This is a genomic window from Spirosoma sp. KCTC 42546 (genome assembly GCF_006965485.1).
In the GTDB taxonomy this organism is placed as follows: Bacteria; Bacteroidota; Bacteroidia; order Cytophagales; family Spirosomataceae; genus Spirosoma.
Genome location: NZ_CP041360.1, coordinates 3347489 through 3368173, shown reverse-complemented (window position 1 = coordinate 3368173; position 20685 = coordinate 3347489). Strand labels below are relative to the sequence as shown.

At 43.3% G+C, this 20685-nt stretch carries 20 protein-coding genes; 10 read left to right on the top strand and 10 right to left on the bottom strand.

Going from position 1 to position 20685, the window contains the following annotated elements:
* Positions 1–18 precede the first annotated feature (18 nt).
* The 3 genes from EXU85_RS13735 to EXU85_RS13725 are packed head-to-tail and all read left to right on the top strand — an operon-like array spanning position 19 to position 3739.
* Entirely contained in the window at positions 19–1398 is a 1380-nt protein-coding gene (locus EXU85_RS13735; protein WP_142772628.1) for an O-antigen ligase, read from the top strand.
* On the top strand, positions 1398–2564 hold the full coding sequence (locus tag EXU85_RS13730; protein WP_142772627.1) for a glycosyltransferase family 4 protein: 1167 nt from the start codon (positions 1398–1400) through the stop codon (positions 2562–2564). The genes EXU85_RS13735 and EXU85_RS13730 overlap by 1 nt, the downstream gene beginning before the upstream one ends.
* 20 nt (positions 2565–2584) lie before the next feature.
* Positions 2585–3739: a glycosyltransferase gene (locus EXU85_RS13725; RefSeq protein WP_142772626.1), complete on the top strand. Its 1155-nt coding sequence runs from the start codon at positions 2585–2587 to the stop codon at positions 3737–3739.
* Between the two features lie 26 nt (positions 3740–3765).
* Here the strand turns inward: EXU85_RS13725 and EXU85_RS13720 are convergent, their stop codons facing one another.
* The 4 genes from EXU85_RS13720 to EXU85_RS13705 form a co-directional block, all read right to left on the bottom strand.
* Positions 3766–5490, bottom strand: a complete 1725-nt coding sequence (locus EXU85_RS13720; RefSeq protein ID WP_142772625.1) for a hypothetical protein — start codon at positions 5488–5490, stop codon at positions 3766–3768.
* A gap of 63 nt (positions 5491–5553) precedes the next feature.
* Complete coding sequence (locus tag EXU85_RS13715; RefSeq protein WP_142772624.1) at positions 5554–6402, bottom strand: polysaccharide deacetylase family protein; 849 nt, start codon at positions 6400–6402, stop codon at positions 5554–5556.
* Between the two features lie 91 nt (positions 6403–6493).
* Positions 6494–7258 (bottom strand): methionyl-tRNA formyltransferase, encoded by a 765-nt coding sequence (locus EXU85_RS13710; protein WP_142772623.1) that lies wholly within the window; start codon positions 7256–7258, stop codon positions 6494–6496.
* Positions 7259–7322: 64 nt separating this feature from the next.
* Complete coding sequence (locus tag EXU85_RS13705; protein WP_142772622.1) at positions 7323–9311, bottom strand: sialate O-acetylesterase; 1989 nt, start codon at positions 9309–9311, stop codon at positions 7323–7325.
* A gap of 133 nt (positions 9312–9444) precedes the next feature.
* Here EXU85_RS13705 and EXU85_RS13700 point away from each other — a divergent pair, with 133 nt between their 5' ends.
* The 6 genes from EXU85_RS13700 (at position 9445) to EXU85_RS13675 (ending at position 14278) form a co-directional block, all read left to right on the top strand.
* Positions 9445–10377, top strand: a complete 933-nt coding sequence (locus tag EXU85_RS13700) for a glycosyltransferase family 2 protein (protein WP_142776712.1) — start codon at positions 9445–9447, stop codon at positions 10375–10377.
* Between the two features lie 12 nt (positions 10378–10389).
* Entirely contained in the window at positions 10390–10986 is a 597-nt protein-coding gene (locus tag EXU85_RS13695; protein WP_142772621.1) for a WcaF family extracellular polysaccharide biosynthesis acetyltransferase, read from the top strand.
* Positions 10983–11753 carry a glycosyltransferase family 2 protein gene (locus EXU85_RS13690; protein ID WP_142772620.1) on the top strand — a complete coding sequence of 257 codons (771 nt, stop codon included), beginning with the start codon at positions 10983–10985 and terminating at the stop codon, positions 11751–11753. The genes EXU85_RS13695 and EXU85_RS13690 overlap by 4 nt, the downstream gene beginning before the upstream one ends.
* 166 nt (positions 11754–11919) lie before the next feature.
* Positions 11920–13128, top strand: coding sequence for a glycosyltransferase family 4 protein (locus EXU85_RS13685; RefSeq protein ID WP_142772619.1), 1209 nt, complete (start codon positions 11920–11922; stop codon positions 13126–13128).
* Positions 13129–13370: 242 nt separating this feature from the next.
* Positions 13371–13781 (top strand): hypothetical protein, encoded by a 411-nt coding sequence (locus EXU85_RS13680; protein WP_142772618.1) that lies wholly within the window; start codon positions 13371–13373, stop codon positions 13779–13781.
* A 167-nt stretch (positions 13782–13948) separates the two neighbouring features.
* On the top strand, positions 13949–14278 hold the full coding sequence (locus EXU85_RS13675) for a hypothetical protein (protein WP_142772617.1): 330 nt from the start codon (positions 13949–13951) through the stop codon (positions 14276–14278).
* 273 nt (positions 14279–14551) lie between these two features.
* Here EXU85_RS13675 and EXU85_RS13670 read toward each other — a convergent pair whose 3' ends face one another.
* From EXU85_RS13670 to EXU85_RS35980, 4 genes are all read right to left on the bottom strand, one after another.
* Positions 14552–15049, bottom strand: coding sequence for a hypothetical protein (locus tag EXU85_RS13670; protein WP_142772616.1), 498 nt, complete (start codon positions 15047–15049; stop codon positions 14552–14554).
* 11 nt (positions 15050–15060) lie between these two features.
* The gene (locus EXU85_RS13665; protein WP_142772615.1) at positions 15061–15507 is read right to left on the bottom strand and encodes a hypothetical protein; all 447 of its coding nucleotides are present in this window, start codon (positions 15505–15507) and stop codon (positions 15061–15063) included.
* 324 nt (positions 15508–15831) lie between these two features.
* Positions 15832–16689, bottom strand: coding sequence for a universal stress protein (locus EXU85_RS13660; RefSeq protein WP_142772614.1), 858 nt, complete (start codon positions 16687–16689; stop codon positions 15832–15834).
* 300 nt (positions 16690–16989) lie between these two features.
* A complete protein-coding gene (locus EXU85_RS35980) occupies positions 16990–17124 on the bottom strand; it encodes a hypothetical protein (protein WP_256366041.1) in 135 nt (44 codons plus the stop codon).
* A 335-nt stretch (positions 17125–17459) separates the two neighbouring features.
* Between EXU85_RS35980 and EXU85_RS13655 the strand changes: the two genes are divergently transcribed.
* Entirely contained in the window at positions 17460–17933 is a 474-nt protein-coding gene (locus EXU85_RS13655; RefSeq protein ID WP_142772613.1) for a hypothetical protein, read from the top strand.
* Positions 17934–18119: 186 nt separating this feature from the next.
* On the opposite strand, the gene EXU85_RS13650 is transcribed toward EXU85_RS13655, so the two are convergent.
* Positions 18120–19190: a TlpA disulfide reductase family protein gene (locus EXU85_RS13650; protein ID WP_142772612.1), complete on the bottom strand. Its 1071-nt coding sequence runs from the start codon at positions 19188–19190 to the stop codon at positions 18120–18122.
* A 597-nt stretch (positions 19191–19787) separates the two neighbouring features.
* Positions 19788–20345 (bottom strand): RNA polymerase sigma factor, encoded by a 558-nt coding sequence (locus EXU85_RS13645; protein ID WP_142772611.1) that lies wholly within the window; start codon positions 20343–20345, stop codon positions 19788–19790.
* Positions 20346–20685: the final 340 nt, after the last annotated feature.

Below are 20685 nucleotides of genomic sequence, written 5' to 3'. Positions count from 1 at the left end.
CTAAACTAATACCTGTTTATGAGCAACTTTATTCGCTTAGTGAAAGCCCTCGATTACATGCGGATGGTTGTCGGCATCTGTATTCTTGTGGATGGCTACCCACTAATCTTCTTTTTCCGGGAAACAATGCGCCTGGCACCGGGTAGCACCGCGTTTACTGCAGCCGCTCTGGCCGGTGGATTGGTATTAATGATTCCATTTACTGCCTTACGCCGACTTTACCGCCCCAATATGACTATGTTCTGGATGGGATTATCCTTCCTATTGCTTAGTATATTGTACATGTTTGTGTATAATGGTGTACCAGGTTTCATAGACTATGACCGGGATATGATCTATTATGCGTACATGCTTATTTTTCTATTCCTGCTTATCAATATACCGAATGATATTATCCCGTTGTTTATTCCAGTAGTGGTACTCTTTACCCTAGTATCTAATTTGGGACTGATTTATTCACTGATTACGGACCCAACATGGGCTATTGGGCAACGAGCAACCATTACGCTGAATAACGGTGATCCAGGATCAGGAAACCCGCATGCTTTTTCCAGGAACGCGTTTATGGGTGTTATTGCCTGCGCCATCTGGCTCCTTCGCCCAAAAACCCATGTCTTATTTCGACTCCTTTCATTTTTTGCCGGTATTCTGAATATTGCGGTTCTGGTGCTCACCCAAACTCGGTCGGCTATCGTCGCGCTGATTTTGGCAGTGGTTTTATTCATGTATTTCAATGTTCGGCCCGCCCAGATTCGCGCGGCTGCCCGTAGTTTGATTAGCCCTATCCCCATCATGATTATGGTGGTTGGTTTTTTCGGGGTTCTTTATTTTTTCCAACGATACCTGACCGTTTACCTGGTTTTATATGATTATGTCACCTCGTTTGCGGAGCGAAATTTAGAAACCTTGTATGCCTTGCTGGGTCTGAAAGCACAGGGAGCTGATTATAAGGCCGCTCTTGATGACTCGACCGCTAACCGTTCTGTAAGTGCCACCTTTCTTCGAAACGTACTCTTGGGCCACCTCGAGATGCTCATTTTTGGATACGGCTATAAGTTCCTATACCTGGATGTGCCCATTATGGAAGCCCTTGCGGATATGGGGATTCTAGGATTAGCCCTGTTCGGAGGTGTCATTGGCATGTCAGGATACTATGCGATACGAATCATGCGCCAGAATCCGAATCCGCTGAGCGTCTTTCTGGCTTATTTTTTCCTATTGATTCTAATTCAATCGATCACGAACGGAAGACCGTTTGAGATTTCATTCTGGTTCCCATTAGCACTCATGATTCGATTTATGGGAGTCGAACACTTGCTCCCGGCCCATTTACTGGACAATGCGCCGGTCGACGCCCATGATCAATATATTGTGGTATCAAATCCCGAATCGGCCTGATGCGTATCCTTATTGTCCACAATTTACTCTGGGCACACTATAAATCCAGCGTATTTCAGGCATTACAGCAACTGGTCAACCAGCGGAACGACATATCGGTGCAGGTAATACAAATTGCCCGTAACGAGCGCTCCCGCGCTCGTTTGGAAGCAAATCCAGAAGAAGCCCCACCTACGTACACGTATAACTACGAATTGCTCTTCGACCGATATGTGGAAGATATTAGTGTTCGAGAGCGGACACAGGCATTGCTCCGGCAGGCCAGAGCCTATAGGCCAGATGTTATCAATCTGACTGGGTATTATGACCCCGCGCAGCTGCTACTCTTAGTATGGGCCAAAGCTAATGGCATTCGGGTTGTTATGCAGACCGAAAGTACAGCTGCTGATCAACAACGAGGAGGCTGGAAAGAACGGGTTAAACGGTGGGTATTCAGGCAATGCGATGGCTTTTTCTGTTTTGGTAGTCAGGCTGCCGATTATGTGATTCAGCTAGGCGTTCCCGCTTCAAAAATTTTACTTCGCAAAAACGCCGTCGATAATACGGCCCTTCGTTCCACGTTCGAACGTGCATTGGCTTCTCGCGCTCAACAACAGCAGGTACTAGGGGTACGGCCAAATAATTTTGTGTTTGTCGGTCGGCTCATTGAGGCCAAGAACTTACCGATGCTACTCACTAGCTTTGCCGAAGCGAGCAAAGAATCAGCCAACGGCGCCAAGTGGGGGGTCATTCTGCTTGGCGATGGGGTTGAACAAGCCAACCTGACCCAGCTAATACACACACTTGGGTTAACCGAGCAAGTCATTCATTTGCCAGGGCGCCCCTGGTTCAAGGTGCCGGAGTTGCTGGCCCTTAGTAATGTACTCGTCTTACCCAGTCGCTCAGAACCCTGGGGCCTGGTGGTTAACGAGGCAATGGCATGCGGACTACCCGTTATTGTATCAGATCGGTGTGGCTGCGCTATTGATCTGGTCCGTAACGGCCAAAATGGCTTTGTATTCGATCCAGATCAACCTGCTCAACTGACCCATCAATTGGTTCTGTTTATGGACAACTCCGTCGATACAGAGCAGATGGGAAAAGCAGCCAAACAGTTGATTGCCCCTTATGCACCAGAAGTGGTTGCCCAGGAGATGCTTGACGGTTTTATTAAAATCACTAACTAATCGGTTATTTCGCGGCATCTATGCGAATTCTAAATATTTGTGCATACACCTGGCAAGCCGGTGGTCCACCCAAAATTATTTTTGACCATACGCAGGTTGTTCTTCGCTATGGGCATCAGGTAGATATCCTAAGTCCTTACTCTCCCGGCGAAAAGCCCTACCCTGTTCCTGAGGGCGCCCGGCTTATTCTGTGCAAGCGTACCCCGCCAGTCAGCCGTTTTTTTCGGGAGTTTTCGATCGAACTGTACCAGTATCTCAAGAAACACGTTCACGAATACGATGTCATTCACTGCCACGGTTTGTGGCATTTCGGAACCCTGGCTCCGTTTATGCTCGACCGTACCGTGGCGAAAGTCATTACCATTCATGGGGTATTAGACCGTTGGGTATATGCTCATCACAACTGGAAAAAGGAGTTGATGAATACGCTGGCCCAAAAAGCGTATTTACGACGAGCCGATTTAGTTCAGATTAACAATGCCGACGAGCAGGAAGATCTATTGCGTTACCTGGGTCAACCACATCCCAATGTGGTTATTATTCCAAATGGTGTAAAGACGAGTGATTTTGCCGTACTACCGCCCAAAGGCACATTCCGACATAAATTCAACCTACCTACAGATAAGAAATTAGTCCTGTTTATGAGTCGGTTGAACACCAAAAAAGGCCTGGATTTACTCCTGCCCGGTTTTCGGGATTATGTGCTGCAACACCCTGATACCGTATTGGCTTTAGCAGGCTCCGATGATGGCTACGAAGCCACAACCCGGCAGTTTATTAGCCAATATAAGCTTGACAATTCAATTCGGCTAGTTGGTATGCTTACTGGCGACGATAAGAAAGCAGCCCTCGCTGACGCCGACTTATTCACGCTCCCCTCCTATTCTGAAGGATTTTCGATGGCTGTTCTTGAAGCAATGGCCGCCGGAACGCCCACGTTGGTTTCGGACCGGGTTGGTTTTAGCGATGCCATTCGGCAACACGAAGCGGCTGGTATCTTGTCCAGCTTAACCCCTGAAGCCGTTACAGCTGGTTTGGAAACGTTGCTGAGTAAAGACACGCTCCGTACTCAGATTGCCAATAATGCCACAAAGATGGTAAAAGAGAAGTATGATATTGACGTGGTGGCAAAGCAACTCTTAGATGAGTACACAAAAATTAGCCGGAAGAAATAAGCCTCTACAGTGGGCAATGTAGAGAACTATAATCTGACAACGTTTACGGAATCACTCCCAGTTTCTATTTTAGATTTTGTAGGGTAGAGGTTTTTCTTATCCCCATCAATCTCTAAAACAAATATCTGATACGTCTGATTAGGCAGCAAGTATTTACTGGAAAGTATCCCCGAAAACCCAGTTGCATAATAGTTTCTTCCGAACGAAAGCAGAAAAGGTTTCAACGAAAATCTATTCTGCTGGGTTGGGATAATTTGCTGCTGGGCGTCACTTTTAAGAATAATAAACGCTCCATTTTGTTTTCCAAATTTCCGGGAAAATGTATTATTTGTAAAGGATAACGTATGTCCACCTACATGCTCAACGGACAAATTAATCAGCTCCTTTTTATTCTGATAAGGTCCATTAAAAAAGTAATTCTTCGGTAATTCATACACACCAGATCGAATAGCCTGAATTGTCATTGTATCTACCGATGGCCTGACGCTTATATAAATCGGGGAGCTGGGTATGGCTCGATTGTATTCCCATCCGTATATATCCGTGTATCGCTCTTTATAATAATAATCGAGGGGTACTAAATAATAAAAATAGCTAAATAGAAAAATGCCGATACTGACTACAATCCATGCTTTACTGAATAAAACCTGATTTCTGGTTTTCAATTGGCTGGCGACCAAAAGAATGATAAGAATTAACCAGATGAACCCTATGTGTTTGTAACGGCTAATTAATAATGGATCAATACCTTCAATGGCTCTTCCTACTGCCAGCGCAAGCAGGGTTATACCGAAATGAAGTAATCCCCCCCACAATGTACTCTCCCAACGGGCAAATAGAATGCCTGACCGATTGAAGGCAGCTTTGATAAGACCAAATCCAAAATAGATCACAATACCCCATAAAACAGCACCAGCCGCCATAATAAACCCGATACGGACCTTGGAGGGGAATAGGGTATTAGCATCGAATGCAACCCCACTTGCAACTAAAATTCGACTGATGATCAGATCAGGGCGTTGGAGATTATCGGAGAGCTTGGGGCGAAATGACGGTACTTCAAAATTTTGGTAATACAGAAACACCATTCCCCCAATTACGAGAGCCCAGATAATACTGTGTTTCCAGCGATGTTGCACCAACAATAGAAATAAGCCAACGGGTAAAATAAACGTTCCGCTTACATCACTTAAAATGGCAAAGATTGCAATGATTAACGCAGCAATAAGGTTGGAGGGCTTAGTTGAATATAAATAGTAAGATGATAGTAAAACAAAGAAATAAACAATGACATGCTGCAATGGGATCATTGCCCAGAATATCGTCTCATAGTACTGAATATGAAATAACAATAACGCACAGATAAGTACTAAACTAACTGGCAGTTTTCCATCTCTGATAATGGTATAAATCAGGTAAAATATACCAAGCAATGATAGCAATCCTAAAAATGCCTGAAGCCGTAAATCTAGTTTACTTGTTATCAGATAGGTAGTGATCGCAACAAGTCGATCGACCACAATTCGTCGTTCATCATCCTGCGTCCAAACAATATTCACAAACTCAGACCAGGAAAAATGAGTTAGTTGCTTGAACTTTGTTACAGGTTCTAATAAAGCATCATAATCATCCTGGAATGGAATATTACTGATGAATTGAAAAAAGGTATAGAAAAAAATCAGTATAGGAATGGCGCTGAGTAAACTAAACCATGTAGCCGTCTGTCTATTCTTCGCGTAATCAGCAACCATTTTTTTAACGTAGTGAAGTTTTTACCGTAGTTGGTAGTTGAATTAATCCTCTTTAAATACTCTCTACACCGATCGCTGCACTACGTTAGTCCAATCCACCTGTCGGTCGGCTTCAGCCAGATCTACAAATGGGAATTCGAGTAGTAAGTTCTTTAACTTAGGCCAGCAGTTTTGGAGGCCATAGTAGGACTTAAACTGGCGTGTCCGGCTTAGCCCCGGAATCATCGGTTGCTTTGCATCGAAATCACGCGGGTGAAAATAGGTCATCACATAAGGAGAGCGACGCATGAATCCCTTGATCACTCTATAGGGAAACAATCGAAAGTATCCCCCGCCCGAGAAAATCAGGTCCTGCCCTAATACGGCTGCCGTATTGATCGGAAATTCTTTCAGAAGTGTTCCTCCAACGTTTAGATAACCTGGCTCAAACATCGCCAGCGACGCATCGCCCCCGTGGGCACGTCGGGCCGAAAATACAGAGCAGTCGATTTCAATACCCTGCTCAACCAGAATCGGGAATACCCACCGATTATATTCTTTAATAGAAAAACCCGGTGCCCGATAGGACCGCACTTTTTTGCCCGTAATATCCTGCAAATGCTTAATCGAGCGTACTAGGTCGTCCTGAAACTGGGCTGGTGTCTGCTCATACGCTAACTGATGCGCATACGAGTGCGTCGCTATTTCATAACCGGCCGCATCAATGCGTCGAATTACATCGGGGTGTTTATCAGCAACCCAACCCAGACAGAAAAACGTAGCCCGGCTATTCGTTTCGTCTAAAAGCTGGAAAATAAGATCCATATTCTGGTGAATCCGACTCTCGTAGCGACCCCATTCCGATTCGGTTCGGGTTGAGGCATTATCCAGAATATGGAACCACTCTTCAATATCAAACGTCAGGATATTCATAAAAAAGGGAGGAAAGGAAGGAAAGGGAGCAAAGGAAAAGGGAAGTGATTAATCCTTCGTCCCTTCCTCCTGTCTCCCTTTCCTTCCTTTTTTAGTAAAACCGTTTCCCGGCATCGCGGAAGGCCTTTACATCTTCTTTGGTGGGAAAGGTGAAATAGGTCATTTGCGAGGCATCATTCTCGATGAGCGTGTACGTACCTGAATGAATTTTATCGATGGATTTCAAAATGGCATCCATTCCCATTTTCTTGGTTACGTCGATCAACTCAGCCTGGCTCATAGTACCAATAGCGAGCTTATCCTGAACCAGAATCGGGCCGCTATCAATGCCTTCGTCCACAAAAAATACAGACACCCCAGTATGCGTTTCTCCGTTTTTCAATACCCAGAAAGAAGGCATCAGGCCACGATACTTCGGCAGTAAAGCGGTATGGAGATTGATACAACCATAGGTTGCAACATCCAGTAACTTTTGTTTAAATATCTGATTACCAGCAATAGATACCAGTAAGTCTGGCTTGTATTCCCGTAATTTTTCTAAGTTTTCGTCTTTATTGATATTGCCTTCAATATGAATCAGCGGGATGTTTCGGTCAGCCAGCGTTTTTCGAACGTTATTCCGGCTGTCTAACTTCGACATGACATATTTGAATCCGTAGCGTACAAAAAAAGGCAGGCCGAAGATATCGTAGGTTTTCTTCATCTTCTCGCTGAAACTTTCGCGCTTACCAAATGGCGACACATCGAACACCACCGTTGCCACAACTTCGGCGTAAGGTGGCAGTTTTTTCAGCAGGTAATCAATATTGCGGGCGAGATAAAATGGATCATCCTGCGTAAGAATCACAAGGCGCATAAACAATTGGCTAATGGTAATGCCACAAAACTACGGAATCCAGCGGAAAGGAAGTGCCCGTTCCTTAACGGATCACGATTTTCCGATTTAGCGTTTGCCCATCGGCGGTTTGGAGATTGGCGATATACAATCCGGCTTCTACATCATTTAACCCAACCGACAGCGTGTTTTTAGCCGTACCATGCCAGCTTTTCACAACCCGCCCCAGCATGTCGCGCAGTAGGAATTCGGTAAAGGTAACCTGGTTGGCTTCCACATGCAGTAAACGATCGGCACTCAACGGATTCGGGTACAATTGTACCAGTGGTTCAGTTGGTTCCAGTCCCAATATAAGCGGTCGGGCAACAACAACATTACTATAAATTGACTCCGATGTACTACTAAAAGCTCGCAATCGGTAATAGTAGGTTCCGTAGGGATCGGGCAAGTTCGTATCTGTATAGGTGGCAGCAGTACCAGCAATGGACGCAATTTGTTTATAGGTAGCGGCATTACCGTCTGATCGCTCCAGAAGTTGCGTCTGGGAAGATGCCGAAGCCGTCCAGTTCAACTGAATCTGTTTTTCTGATAGCGGTTTAGCCGCCAGGGTCGTTACTGTTGCAATTGCATCGGCAATCGAAACTCCATCGAATGAAAAAGCCCGCATGTTGCGCGTGTTTTTCAGGACAGGTCCATCATAGTAGTTAGAGAAATTATCGGAGAAAAAAGCGGGCAGATACCGTATGGTTTTGGCTGTAGAAGGTTGTTTTAAGGCCAGCGTTACCCGATTCCCCGTTGCTGAGCCGCCTGCCAGCAAACCTGTCTGGCGATCTAAGTAGAAAAAATCCTTTAGCTCACGACCATAGTTTTTTACCCCTGTAGCAAAACTGTAAAACGAGCTATCGCTCTTCCAGACCATCTGCATCTGTTCATTGAAAACCAGGGTAATGGAATCTTTCCGAACATTGTAGAACACCTTTTTCACATCCGGTGAATTGATCTGAAGCGTATCGGTCGACCCATAAATATCACGGGCAATCTGTCTAAATTGTTCAAAGGCAAGCTGCTGATAGGCTAATGGGTCATAGTGAACGCCATCATAACCCTGCGTTCCAACGGTCGCGATTGTTTCTACATTTTTGAACAGGTACTTTGTTCGTCGCTGAAAATCCCGCAGAGCAGCTGCACTGTCCGTTCTATTGGCTAGAATATTAATCTGGCCAACATAAAGACGAGGAGCATCGCCATAATCTTCGCGAAACTGATTGTAGAGCGTCGTAAATTTCTCTACGTATCCAGGAATTCCCGTTCCGGCATCTTCTTCGCCCTGCCGCCAGATAATAGCCTTAGCCTGCTTTGCCACTCCGGCCCATTGTGCCCGATATAACAGATTTCCATAAAATGTATTTGTATCAGCATGATTAGCCGGATTACGCGCTAAAAGGAGTGAAATAGCCGTTCCCCCCTGAGCCCCATTTAATACACAGGTTGGAATCCCGTAGGTTTGCAGAATCAGACGTTGAATTGTTAGGCCTAATCCACCCACACTGGCATAGGGTAGCTTGGCAGGATACCATGCCATATTGGAGGCTGGCCCTCCGTATGCGGAAGACGCATTTCGAAGGTATTTATCGTCGAAATTAACGGAGTAATAGGTGTCCAGACCAGCCAGTGCCAGGGCATTCGACTGACCATGAAAGATGTACACATCACCACAAACTACTCGTTTCCGTTCCACAATGAGTAGTGAATCAACTCCTTTATAAACAAATACCCGGAACGCATATTCTGCCGGCTCAGCTTTTATAATTGACGAAAAGGTAAAAGCCGTATTACCTACCGATGGAGCGAGTGTTTGACTGGCTGCTTTAGTAAGGACACCCTCACGCAGTACCTGCATTCCGATTTTTGTATAACCCGCCGTGTTCATTCTGCCACTCACAACCACAACCGCCTGATTGTTCCCATCGCGGGGATACAGTTGTAAGTCACGGGGCAATTGATCAAATACTACCTGTCCAAAAGAAGAAAAATATGACAAAAACAATATTAAGGCTACGAAAAGTCTCTTCATCGGCTTTGTCCGGTCTAAAAAAAGTTATAATATTGCATGATTTATAAAGCTCAAAACGGGCGGATAAAATTACAGCCTTTTTCATACAAAAGAATTAAAAAGGCTATTTATCATGCCTAAAGCGACAAAAAGTATGGCCGACGTATCTGTCATCATCCTGACATACAACGAGGAAAAACACATTACTCGGTGTTTACAGAGCTTGTTTTCTTTTACCGATAAAATATTTATTGTCGATTCATTTTCCACCGATCGAACGGTTGAAATAGCTCGGTCAATGGGTGCCGTTGTGGTACAAAACGCCTGGGTCAACTACGCCACGCAATTTAATTTCGGCATTGAACATACGCCCTTTAAAACCGCCTGGTTGATGCGTATGGATGCCGATGAATACGTAATGCCCGAGTTAGGGGACGAAATTAATCGGCGCCTGTCTGATTTGCCTGCTGAAGTGGGTGGCATCCATGTAAAACGCCGGGTATTTTTTCTGAATCGGTGGATGCGTCACGGAAGCTTTTACCCAATTTGGCTTATGCGTATCTGGCGACGGGGCGATGGCTTTTGTGAACAGGTCTGGCACGATGAGCATATCAAATTAACCAAAGGAAATCCTTTTCATTTCGAGCACGACATTGTTGATCACAATCTGAACAACCTAACCTGGTGGACGCAGAAGCATAATCATTATACCATTCTGGAAATGATTAACCTGTTGAACTATCGCCATCATTTCGATCAGGCAGAGACTGTAGAAGCCCGATTTTTCGGAACCCAGGATCAGCGCATGCGATTTTTAAAAGAGAAATATGCATCGCTACCTTTTTTCACCCGGCCGATCCTCTATTTCATTTACAGATACTTTATTCGTTTAGGCTTTCTGGATGGTCGGGCGGGACTTGCCTGGTGTTTTCTGCAAGGCCTGTGGTATCGCTTTCTGGTCGATGCCAAACTGATGGAAGTACACCTGCGGGTTGGCGATGATAAAGAAGCGCTGATTGACTACTTCCGAACGGAATATGGTAAAGATCTCCGCCCAAGCCGCCCGGAGCAGGTTAGTCAGTCCTAAACTCGTCAACCTATGGAATCTTACCAGAAAAAAAGCGATCCAATCACTGATAGCCCCATCGGAAAAACTGACCTATCCCGTTTCGACAACAGTTGGTACGATCATGGTCCACGCTGGCGGGTTATTTTATGGTTTTTGGTAAATGCCTGGTTTTTAAATACTTATCTCCCCATTCCCGCTAGCCTTAAAGTAGCCGTTTTACGGCTTTTTGGGGCTAAAATCGGCCATAACGTTATGATTAAACCAGCGGTAAATATTAAATACCCCTGGTTACTTCAATTAGGCAATTACGTCTGGATTGGAGAGCAGGTTTGGATCGATAATTTAAGTGAAGTTGTTATCGGAGACAATGCCTGCCTATCTCAGGGGTCTATGTTGCTAACCGGTAACCATAATTATCGTATGTCCACATTTGACCTAACCACCCGCCCTATTACACTGGAGGATGGTGTCTGGATCGGGGCTAGGGCCGTCGTATGTGCTGGTGTCCGTTGTGGATCTCATGCAGTACTTTCGGTCAATTCAGTAGCCACGCATTCATTAGATGCATATGGTGTTTATCAGGGTATTCCGGCCGTTTTTGTCCGGAAACGAACTATTACAGCGTGAAAGTCTCAATAATAACGGTTGTTTATAATGGCGCAGAGTTTATTCGGGACTGCATCGAATCGATTCTGAATCAGACGTATTCTGATATCGAGTACATTATTGTCGACGGAAAATCGACGGATGGCACTGTAGAATTAGTACAGTCCTACGGCACGAAAATTGCCCGCTTTATATCAGAACCCGATAAAGGGTTATATGATGCTATGAACAAAGGCATCAAATTAGCTACCGGTGACGTAATCGGGCTGTTAAATGCTGACGACTTCTACCGCCATACTCGTGTCATCGAAAACATGGTTGCCACCTTTGAGCAAACCGGCAGTGACGCTGTTTATGGTGATATGCTGTACGTAGAGCGTACAAATCCAGCAAAGCTTAAACGCTACTGGCGCTCGGGCTGGTATAGCGAGAATGCGTTTTTATGGGGTTGGATGCCAGGCCACTTATCGTTCTTTGCGAAAAGATGGCTGTATGAGCAATATGGTACGTTTCGGCTGGATATGAAGAGTGCAGCCGACTATGAGTTGCTGTTACGCTTCATTCACAAAAACAAGGCCAAACTTGCGTATATGGATGAAGTAACTATTGTGATGCGAGCTGGAGGAATCAGTAACAGTAGTTTGCAAAATCGACTACGGGCAAATCGAGAAGATAAACTAGCCTGGCAACTTAACGGTCTGACTCCCTATTTTTTTACGTTCTGGCTGAAACCTTTACGCAAAGTTAAACAGTACATTACCAAGCCCCCCGAAGCGCTTGATAAATAACAAGTCAAACCGTTAAATCAAATTTTGCCCCAGCGATTAGCTAAACCCAAAAATTTTACGCTCCTTTCCTAGCCGAAATTCATGACCACTACGGCCCAGGTAGCGTTACTCGACGAGTTGTTTATGAAAACCCCGAAAGGGAAACAATATCTAAACGTCCTGCCTTATGAATATTGATTTATTTATTGCCTATCTACAGCATAAATTCAGTGACGACCTGTTTACGCTCGGGCTCTATCAGTGTATCCTTGCGTTTCTGGTTGCCTGCTTTGTTTCTGTGATAGCTATTCCCGTTATCATTAAGATTTCCGAGCTAAAATCGCTTATGGAGAAGCCCGGCGAACGTCGGTCTCACTCTACCCCTACTCCAACCTTTGGTGGCATTGCCATTTTTGCTGCTATCCTGATTGCCTATTTCTTATGGCCTAGTATTGATCAGACCGAAATCTACCGGACGAATCTGTCTATTGTTGGTATGACAATTTTGTTTTTTATCGGCATCAAAGACGATTTAGTTGGCATTGACCCCGCCAAAAAGTTACTATTTCAAGTGCTGGCCGCCATGATCCTGATTCTCTTTGGCGACTTGCGCGTGGATTATTTATACGGAATTATGGGGTTTCATCACATTGATATAGTAGTTGGTATTTTGTTGACGTGCTTTATTTTTATCACGCTTACAAATGCAATTAACTTGATTGATGGAATCGATGGGTTGGCGGGTGGTATTGCAACCATTGCCAGTGGTACATTTGGTGGCTGGTTTTTATTAACAAATCATTTTACAATGGCTTGTTTAGCCTTCACGCTAACAGGCGCTCTGCTGGGTTTTCTACGATTTAATTTCTCGAAAACCAGTAAAATTTTCATGGGCAATACTGGCTCACTCATTATTGGTTTTATGCTGGCTTTCTTTGCGGTACGGTTCGTTAGCCTAAACGCTTCGTATCGTTATGAACCAACTGCCTTTTTCAATGCCCCCATAATTGCCATCGTAATCCTGATCGTCCCAATTTTCGATACGTTACGGGTTTTTCTGGTTAGGATACTGGCAGGTCGGTCACCTTTCTCAGCTGACAGGAATCACATGCACCATATTCTGTTGGATAATGGGCTCTCTCATATAGGCGCAACCGCTGTACTCTGCGGGGCATCCTTATTCAATACAATTACGTTCCTGTTATTACACCGTAATATTTCCAATACGCTGTCCATCGTGATTTTGGGTTGCTTGTTCGGTGTTTACATGCTGGTAAGTTTTACCCTTAAAATGCGTGTAAAGTATGTATCAACCCACCCACGTCGTCGACGGGCGGTTATACGCCGGGAATTACAAAATGGCATCACTGGAAAACGAATTGTAGACTACTTATAGGCACTACAACACAAAAAAAGCCCTTCGGAAAGTCCGAAGGGCTTTTTTTGTGTTGTGTGATCACGATTGTAAGAAAGAACAACTTCCGATTAGTTCATTTTCTACTGGGCTTCACGCTTACTCAGGAGGTGTCGCATAGCCTTCTACCAATGCCATACCGTACGCTCAGTTAATCCTTCTTTTTCTGCCACAGTTGTTTACTACATTATATGATGAACAGAAAATATAAATCAACAGGACATATGAAAAAGAGCCTATTACTAGGAGCCTTGTTATTCACGATAGCTAGCTTTAACGCCAAAGGCCAGGCAACTAATTCCACGAGCGGGATTCGCAATGGCACAATACCCTCAACCTCGCAAAATGGTTTATCAGGTGCCAGTGGTAAAAATAGTTCAGGAACCACTGGGAGTAGTGCGGCTATTCGTAGTAAGCCAGGTAATCCCTCAACAAGCAGTTCAACAGTCGACGGTTCTACAAATGGTAGTGCAACCAACGACGGAGCCAGCGGTCAGAGCGGCAGTCCAATTGCTAATCAGTCAGCGGCTATTAATCAAAATTCATCCCAACAAAAAACCAATGCTAGCCGAAGCCAAAATAGCAGCAAAAGAAAGATGAGCAATGGCCACTCCACGAAAACGAACAAGAATTAGTTATTCTTTCTAGTTGCAAAACAAACAGATTAAACGACTCGTAAAGCCGCATGGTATGTGGTACATACTTTGGTAGGTTTCTACAGCCGTTATCTTCTTAGATAGCGGCTGTTTTCAAAATTGGCAAGGTTTTGGTAATTGGTTTCGTTATTATCTACATAACGATTATGATCTGCCAACACAATCCATCAGACTTACTAAAGGAATACATCAATTCCCGTTTTACCACAAAGCCTATATTTCCCACTGTACAGGCCCGACAGTGGGAAACACCGTTCAGCAATGCCGAACTATACGAGATTTATACTGCTCTGTCGCTCATTATTAAACAAGTCGATCCTTACTCGCGTGAGAGTATGATTAGGGAGTTTGAAATGGTTGATTACACGCCCCAACAAATTCAGGGGTTTACCAGCAGGTTCTGGCGAGAAATTGTTGAGCTAATGACGATAGAAGACGCCAATTTTGTAAATCATCATCAAGTAGTACTCTACTGAAATTACGACTGGTAAACGACCAACCTTTCCCAAATTCAATACAAGCTTAACCTAAATTGGGTTCGACAATCCACAGCAACTTGGCTGATAACCGCCTTAAAATACCATCAAGAAACGTTCGTAAGAGCCGTATATCGTCTGTACATTTCCAAGATTAGTACTTTTTCAAAAAACGCGCAATCATTCAATGGCTTCTTCCTTTTTAGCACCAGCTACTACTGTTGGAAACCAATAGTAACTCATTCCTAGACAACATACGATTTCCTGGATTTGTCAACGACGCAACTGTTCAGTTTGTTGGGTTTCAATCTTAAGTCGGTTAACTTCCTGCTCCAGACTAGTTGATTTGAAATAAAAATAAAGGCCAAGTATCAAAAATAGCTTGGACAGGATAAAGATGGTAATGAAGGCCGTTTTCCAGTGTTTATGAACACGGATATGTGTATTATCAACGTCAACATGTACGTAATGGGGTTCATTTGAACGCGGTTCTGATGTCGGCGGGGTAAAATGGGTAGAGGCCGGCTCCACCCATTTTTTGATCTCTATTTCGCTAATACGCAATTCAATTTTTTCCCGAATACCTGGTGGTGGTGGAACGGCGTTTTGCAAAAAATAGGCTTCCATTTCTCTTTCCAGTTCCTTTAACTGAGACAAAACGTCTTCATCCGTAGCCAGTATACGCTCTAGCTCCTCCTTTTCCTGTCCAGTAACCAACCCTAACAGATACCCCTCCAGAACACCGCTTGTTAAATATTGATAGTTCTTCAAAGTCAAGTCAGTTAAGACGAACGTTGCTGCTTAAAATAATCATGAATCAAAGTCAATACATTCGTTTGAGTGAGCTGCAATTGAGTTGCGATTTCCCCGATTGAGTATCCTCTATAGAACGACAAATCAAAAACGAGTTTCCCTAAACTATCGTTCGTTATAGAGTCCTGAATAGCCAGGGACTTTGTTAACCTTTCAGGTCTTGATTCGAGTGCTTTTGCTCTGGCCAAACGAATAATATCACGGCTTCCCAGGAGAGCCTCTTCTGCGTAAGGCCTTAGCTGTGATGATGTAAACAAATCAATTAATACCGTTTGAGCTAACTCAGGTTCCGGAATAATCTGCAAAATTATTCCATACGCTAAAGCACTATACCGATCATATAAGGAAAGGCAGTCTTTACCACGAGTAACTTCCTGAGCAGCCAGTGAGCTATCTGATTGTTCCAATGCACCCATTCCATGTAGTTCGTTAAAAAACAATGTCGGTTAATGACCAATGTCTTTTCGCACAAACCAGCTACCTAAGAAGAAGGAGGCAGTTGATGGCCGTATACGAAAAATGGCAGGTATACCCGTTTAGTTAATTAACCATTTTGGTGCAAGTTATTCAAATATGTGAATTTTGTACTACACTTATGAAAATTGTAAACTTACAATAAATTAGCAGCATTATTCAATCAAGATAAAGCACCCGTTCGTTGAGGTTAGACCAGTTGGTCAAACTAGTCAACAAAAAGCTCGTTGTTCTTAACTACTGCGGGCAATTTGTTGGGACTGAATTTAAATCATGCCAGGAGCCGGGCCACTCAAAACACGTATCCGGATAGGGTCCGACTTGAGTGGTAACGTCAATACTGGAATAGATGCGTGGTTTGCTACATCTTCCGCTATACTTCCTGAAAACAGATGACGAAGCCCACGCCGACCATGCGTACCGAGTACAATAAGATCCGCCTGTTTCTCCATGGCGAAACTGAGCAAACCTGTTTCAATTTCAAAGTCATCCTGTAGATTAAACGTACATCCATCCAACTTATGCTCTTTGGCAAAAGTGTCCATACGCGCTTTCACTTCAGAAGTCTGTTCAAAACGGCTGAGGGTATTTACAAATAATAGATGGATAACTGCATTGTCAAACTTGCTGAGCAAGGTTTGCAGAAAATCAACTGAATCCCCATAATCATCGGTAAAGTCAGATGCAAATACAACCGTTTTAAAGCCAACGGAGGCTGGTGCTTTTTTCAGTACCAGCACGGGCATGCTGGCCGACCGTATCAAGTGTTCAGCATGGGAGCCAAGCAACGTTTCCTTTAAGCCGGTAGCTCCTCGCGAAGACATCACTATCAAGTCAGCTTTTGCAAACCGATTATCGTTTAGCAAATCGGCGGGCGAGGTACCCGTAATAACATGTGCATGCACCTGTATCCCGCTTAGATAAGGTTGCAACTGAAGTTCATCGAAGGAATGTTCAAGGCGGCTTAGCGTTGCCCCATATTGTGCATTGGTAGTTTGGAATCGGGGCGAGAGTACGTGCACCAGATGCAGTTCCAGGCTAAGTGTTCTGGCTATTTGTGCAGCTACTGGTAAGGCCAGAACAGAGGCTTCTGAAAAGTCGGTTGGAAATACAAGTTTTTTCATAGCATTAGTGGCTTTCTTCGAAATGTAGTTATCAAAACTACCTCAGTAATGGAGCCACTAATCTAATGACGGTCAGGCTGTAGAATGATTATTATCACTATCAATCAGCCTGCTTCCGTAGCTGACAATGTCATCACATTCAGATTTTTCACGGCAGTGAAATTCAACAGCTGTACACATTTCTCACCAGCATATCGTCTGGCGAGCGATTCAGTCTAACTACATGGGTGTACAAAAACGGTGAATTTCCGGAAGTCAACAGGTTCCTGACGTGTTACTTTTTATCAATATGGCACGGTTTTACTTTTCGTTGCCAATAGGCGTGCTGGCGGCTATAGCCCGGCGAATGGCTTCCTCCCGGCTTATCCCCTGCTCAACATACATCTTAGCTATGTCTATCACATCCTGAATAGTAGGTCTAGTCCTGTTGTTCATGGGTCGAAAATGGCTTAGTAAAAAGGAGTTTTAATATGTTACCATATTAGACGTTCTCATAGAATTTTTGTCACCCTATTAACATTATCTCCTATGATAAATTTACTAAAAGGCATATAATCTTGAATTTACCACCTTTTAGTCCACTATACTCTCCTAAACAAAAACAAAAAGTCACATTAATTAGTACGGCTAGCCTTTTCAAGTAGTTATGCAATCTGATCAGAATCCCGCTATACCGAGAAAGGAATGCGTTGCTGATTCTATAATCAGCATCCTGGAATGGTCAAAGCTATAGGCTTGGGCATTATATTTGCCAGAAACCTCATTATTTCATGAAAAGCTACTTTTATACCCTGGTATTCTTTTCACTTGCTAGTGCGGGCTATTCACAAAAAGCAAGCATTCCTAAACGAGCCCATCGGATTGAAGTAGCTGCCACCTTGTCTGATTCAGCTTTGCTGGATATCATTTCCTTTCGACTTGAAACGGCAGGTTTTTTTATTGACCAATTTGATAAGAATAAAGGGTATTTGATCACAGAGTATAAAAAGATGAGTGACGCTGCCGACGCCATCTCGCTCAAAGTGATTGTTCAGGTCAAAGACAATATTGCTGTTTTTAGTGGGCAGGGGGATGCTGAGATCCTGAGTTATAAGTATACCAATGTGCCTTTGAGCTATAAAGGATCTGGTAGTGGAATTGAAAAGGCAGGCTTCATAGCCCTCGACGAAACGGTCAAAAAGTTATCAAAAACGATAGGCTTTTCCAGTATTTCCTACCTAACACCGCAGTCATCAACTCCTTAGAGCTCGATAAACTAGCTCATACTTAGATTTATAGGTAGCTTGCTGTTAGGCCAAGTCCAACTGCTGTTAGTCAATTTATCATGAATGATTTGGTTACTAATTTCGTGATTCTAGCTTTACAGAAGCAGAAATTAGGGATAGCTAAGCGTAGTGAATTGCCAATTTATTCAGGGCTATACTGAGCGTTTAGTTGTCCAGTAGCTGCTGAACTTTATCTTCTATTCGTTCCCCATACTTTATTTTGGCTATTAGAATTCCTTTAGGGTCAGCTAATAGCAACGTGGGATACTCAACAAGATTATATAGTTCATTAATTCCACTTTTAGCACTCGTAAACTCAGCTGTTTGTATCCAGGTCATGCCGTATCGGTCAATGGCCTTTAGCCATTTCGCTCGGTCAGTTGGCCGTTCAAGAGCAATGCTTACAATAGCTAAACGGTCCCCAAATTTTGTATGTACTGCTTTTAATTCAGGTATTCCCTGTATACACGGAATACACCAGGTACCCCAAAAGTCAAGTAGTACATATTTACCCTTAAATGAATTTAGAGATACAAGCTTACCTTTTGCATCAGGCAAGTTAAATAAGGGCAATTTTCTACCAATACGAGGTCGGTGACGAACATTATATAGTCGAGTAATGGCTTTTTGCGCCCAATAGCTGCTTCTTACTGGTGGGCTCAAACTTGCTAACAATTTATCAAGTTGATCAAAAATGGTAATGTCATACATAGCTTGCCAATAGAGTAAATAAGCCGCCGTTAGGGTGGCAGGATGCTGCTTAATAAATTGGCGGGTCGCCTGGTATTCCTCCAGAACAATAGGGTCAGCTTCGGCACTTGATTTCCCCTCCTTTTTAAGTTTATAGGGCTTTTCAACTTTATCACGGTAAAGCTCCATTATATTATTTTCTGGTGTACCTGTACACGTAAGGGTAGTATGTGGGCCAAACTCACCTGAAATTGAGATAATTGGCGCATCGAGCCAAATAGACAGTTGGGTAGATGGATTAAGCACTAGCGTAGCAATATTTCCATCTGTCACTGGCATTTGATGAATAAATTGCCCCTGATGGGCTTTTACAGTGTCATTCATAAACATGCCTTGTCGCGTATAGCGTACAACCACCGAACGATTACCCAGTCCGATAATATTCGCTTTAATTTTGTAGATGGATTGACCAAATGATGCGCTAACAGCTATAATTTGACAACCGGATATACAGGTTAATAGGCTTATAGTAAGTAGTTTTCTCATGGTATAGTAAGTTAGGTAGCAATATAACTAACTTTATAGTTTTATGTTGCATATTTATAGTTGCATTATTAATTAACAGAGCATAAACCAGCGCTTTTACTAGAAGGGAATTTCGGGATGCCTATTCAATTCCAGCTCTAGATTTAACAAACCAAGCTACTATGAGCTCACGCAAAAACCCAACCCTCAATAACTATTTGCCTCATACCCGCTAACTTTTCTCCACTCGTATCGGTTAAGTGTGCAAACTCAGGTGATTTACAGCTTCTAATAAGCGAAAAGAAACAAACATCAAACAGGCTCTCACACAAAAAACGCTGACCCTATCAGAATCAGCGTTTTTCCAATGCATTTACAGAGCCTGCCTATATGTCCAATATAAAGCAATCAGAAATGTTATATTCAAATATTGTACCAAGTAGTAACATATTTGGTACAATAAATAGCTAATCTATATTATTTCTCTAGAACTCAGACCCATTAACCAGGTCTCCATATGAACTGATTTAAGAAGTACATCTATTCTAAGGATGAATACATACAAATAGCATTCAAGTTTGAATAGGCATAATCAGTGATAACGATCAACAAAATCACTTATACCATATAGTGCTTAGCGTATAGAAGCTGTATTTTGTGGCGACTTCGCTTAAGTCGCATCTTTACCGCACTGGGTTTAATCATGTACAAGTGAGCAATCTCATCAATGGTCAACCCATCTTCATATTTAAGGCGAAGCAGTGCACGTTCCTCAACAGAAAGTGTCTCCATCGCCTGCCGAACCAGTTGAAGTGTTTCTTCATGGAGCTGGGCTTCGGGTAAATCAGGCTTGTCATGGGCCATGTCATCTGGCTGCCACGTGGTTGTTGGTAATCGTTTGGCCAGGCGAAGCTGATCAGCGCAATAGTTGTAGGCAATTGAATAAAGCCAGGTAGAGAAAGAAGAACGATTTTGAAATGAATCAAACTTTTCGAAGGCTTTGATGAAAATATCCTGGGTATAATCTTGTGCCATCTCAGCATCTTTTGTCATACTCAAGCATGTTCTATAAACCTTGTTAACATACTGATTATAGAGGGATTCAAATGTATCAAGTGGTGGGTTAGTACCAAGCCGCTGTTGCAGCTGATTAGCTGTTAATGAAGTACGTTTCATGAAAGTGCTAGTTTATGGGCTAGATAATGAGTACAGTTACAAAACCAGCTTGGTGCTATAAAAGGTTTTATCGTACTATATATACACTATCGCCAGAACGGCACTCAAATTGAATTGTAAGTGACCTGAATAACAATTATCTATCCTATGTCGATAGATAAGGATATTACATGCAGGTATTTTAATATATTTCTACGTCTTCATTTTCACATTAAGATACTTAAAATTTATTAGACGGTAGTTAAAGTTACTATATCTACAGTAAAATCCTATCCATGTAACTGTGACCTTTTACTGACCAATAATCCCATAAGATATGGATACATATGACTATGAGGAG

Coding starts and splice junctions, on each gene's coding strand:
- EXU85_RS13735 (WP_142772628.1), top strand. CDS start 19: ATGAGCAACTTTATTCGCTTAGTGAAAGCCCTCGATTACATGCGGATG.
- EXU85_RS13730 (WP_142772627.1), top strand. CDS start 1,398: ATGCGTATCCTTATTGTCCACAATTTACTCTGGGCACACTATAAATCC.
- EXU85_RS13725 (WP_142772626.1), top strand. CDS start 2,585: ATGCGAATTCTAAATATTTGTGCATACACCTGGCAAGCCGGTGGTCCA.
- EXU85_RS13720 (WP_142772625.1), bottom strand. CDS start 5,490: ATGGTTGCTGATTACGCGAAGAATAGACAGACGGCTACATGGTTTAGT.
- EXU85_RS13715 (WP_142772624.1), bottom strand. CDS start 6,402: ATGAATATCCTGACGTTTGATATTGAAGAGTGGTTCCATATTCTGGAT.
- EXU85_RS13710 (WP_142772623.1), bottom strand. CDS start 7,258: ATGCGCCTTGTGATTCTTACGCAGGATGATCCATTTTATCTCGCCCGC.
- EXU85_RS13705 (WP_142772622.1), bottom strand. CDS start 9,311: ATGAAGAGACTTTTCGTAGCCTTAATATTGTTTTTGTCATATTTTTCT.
- EXU85_RS13700 (WP_142776712.1), top strand. CDS start 9,445: ATGGCCGACGTATCTGTCATCATCCTGACATACAACGAGGAAAAACAC.
- EXU85_RS13695 (WP_142772621.1), top strand. CDS start 10,390: ATGGAATCTTACCAGAAAAAAAGCGATCCAATCACTGATAGCCCCATC.
- EXU85_RS13685 (WP_142772619.1), top strand. CDS start 11,920: ATGAATATTGATTTATTTATTGCCTATCTACAGCATAAATTCAGTGAC.
- EXU85_RS13680 (WP_142772618.1), top strand. CDS start 13,371: ATGAAAAAGAGCCTATTACTAGGAGCCTTGTTATTCACGATAGCTAGC.
- EXU85_RS13675 (WP_142772617.1), top strand. CDS start 13,949: ATGATCTGCCAACACAATCCATCAGACTTACTAAAGGAATACATCAAT.
- EXU85_RS13665 (WP_142772615.1), bottom strand. CDS start 15,507: ATGGGTGCATTGGAACAATCAGATAGCTCACTGGCTGCTCAGGAAGTT.
- EXU85_RS13660 (WP_142772614.1), bottom strand. CDS start 16,689: ATGAAAAAACTTGTATTTCCAACCGACTTTTCAGAAGCCTCTGTTCTG.
- EXU85_RS35980 (WP_256366041.1), bottom strand. CDS start 17,124: ATGAACAACAGGACTAGACCTACTATTCAGGATGTGATAGACATAGCT.
- EXU85_RS13655 (WP_142772613.1), top strand. CDS start 17,460: ATGAAAAGCTACTTTTATACCCTGGTATTCTTTTCACTTGCTAGTGCG.
- EXU85_RS13650 (WP_142772612.1), bottom strand. CDS start 19,190: ATGAGAAAACTACTTACTATAAGCCTATTAACCTGTATATCCGGTTGT.
- EXU85_RS13645 (WP_142772611.1), bottom strand. CDS start 20,345: ATGAAACGTACTTCATTAACAGCTAATCAGCTGCAACAGCGGCTTGGT.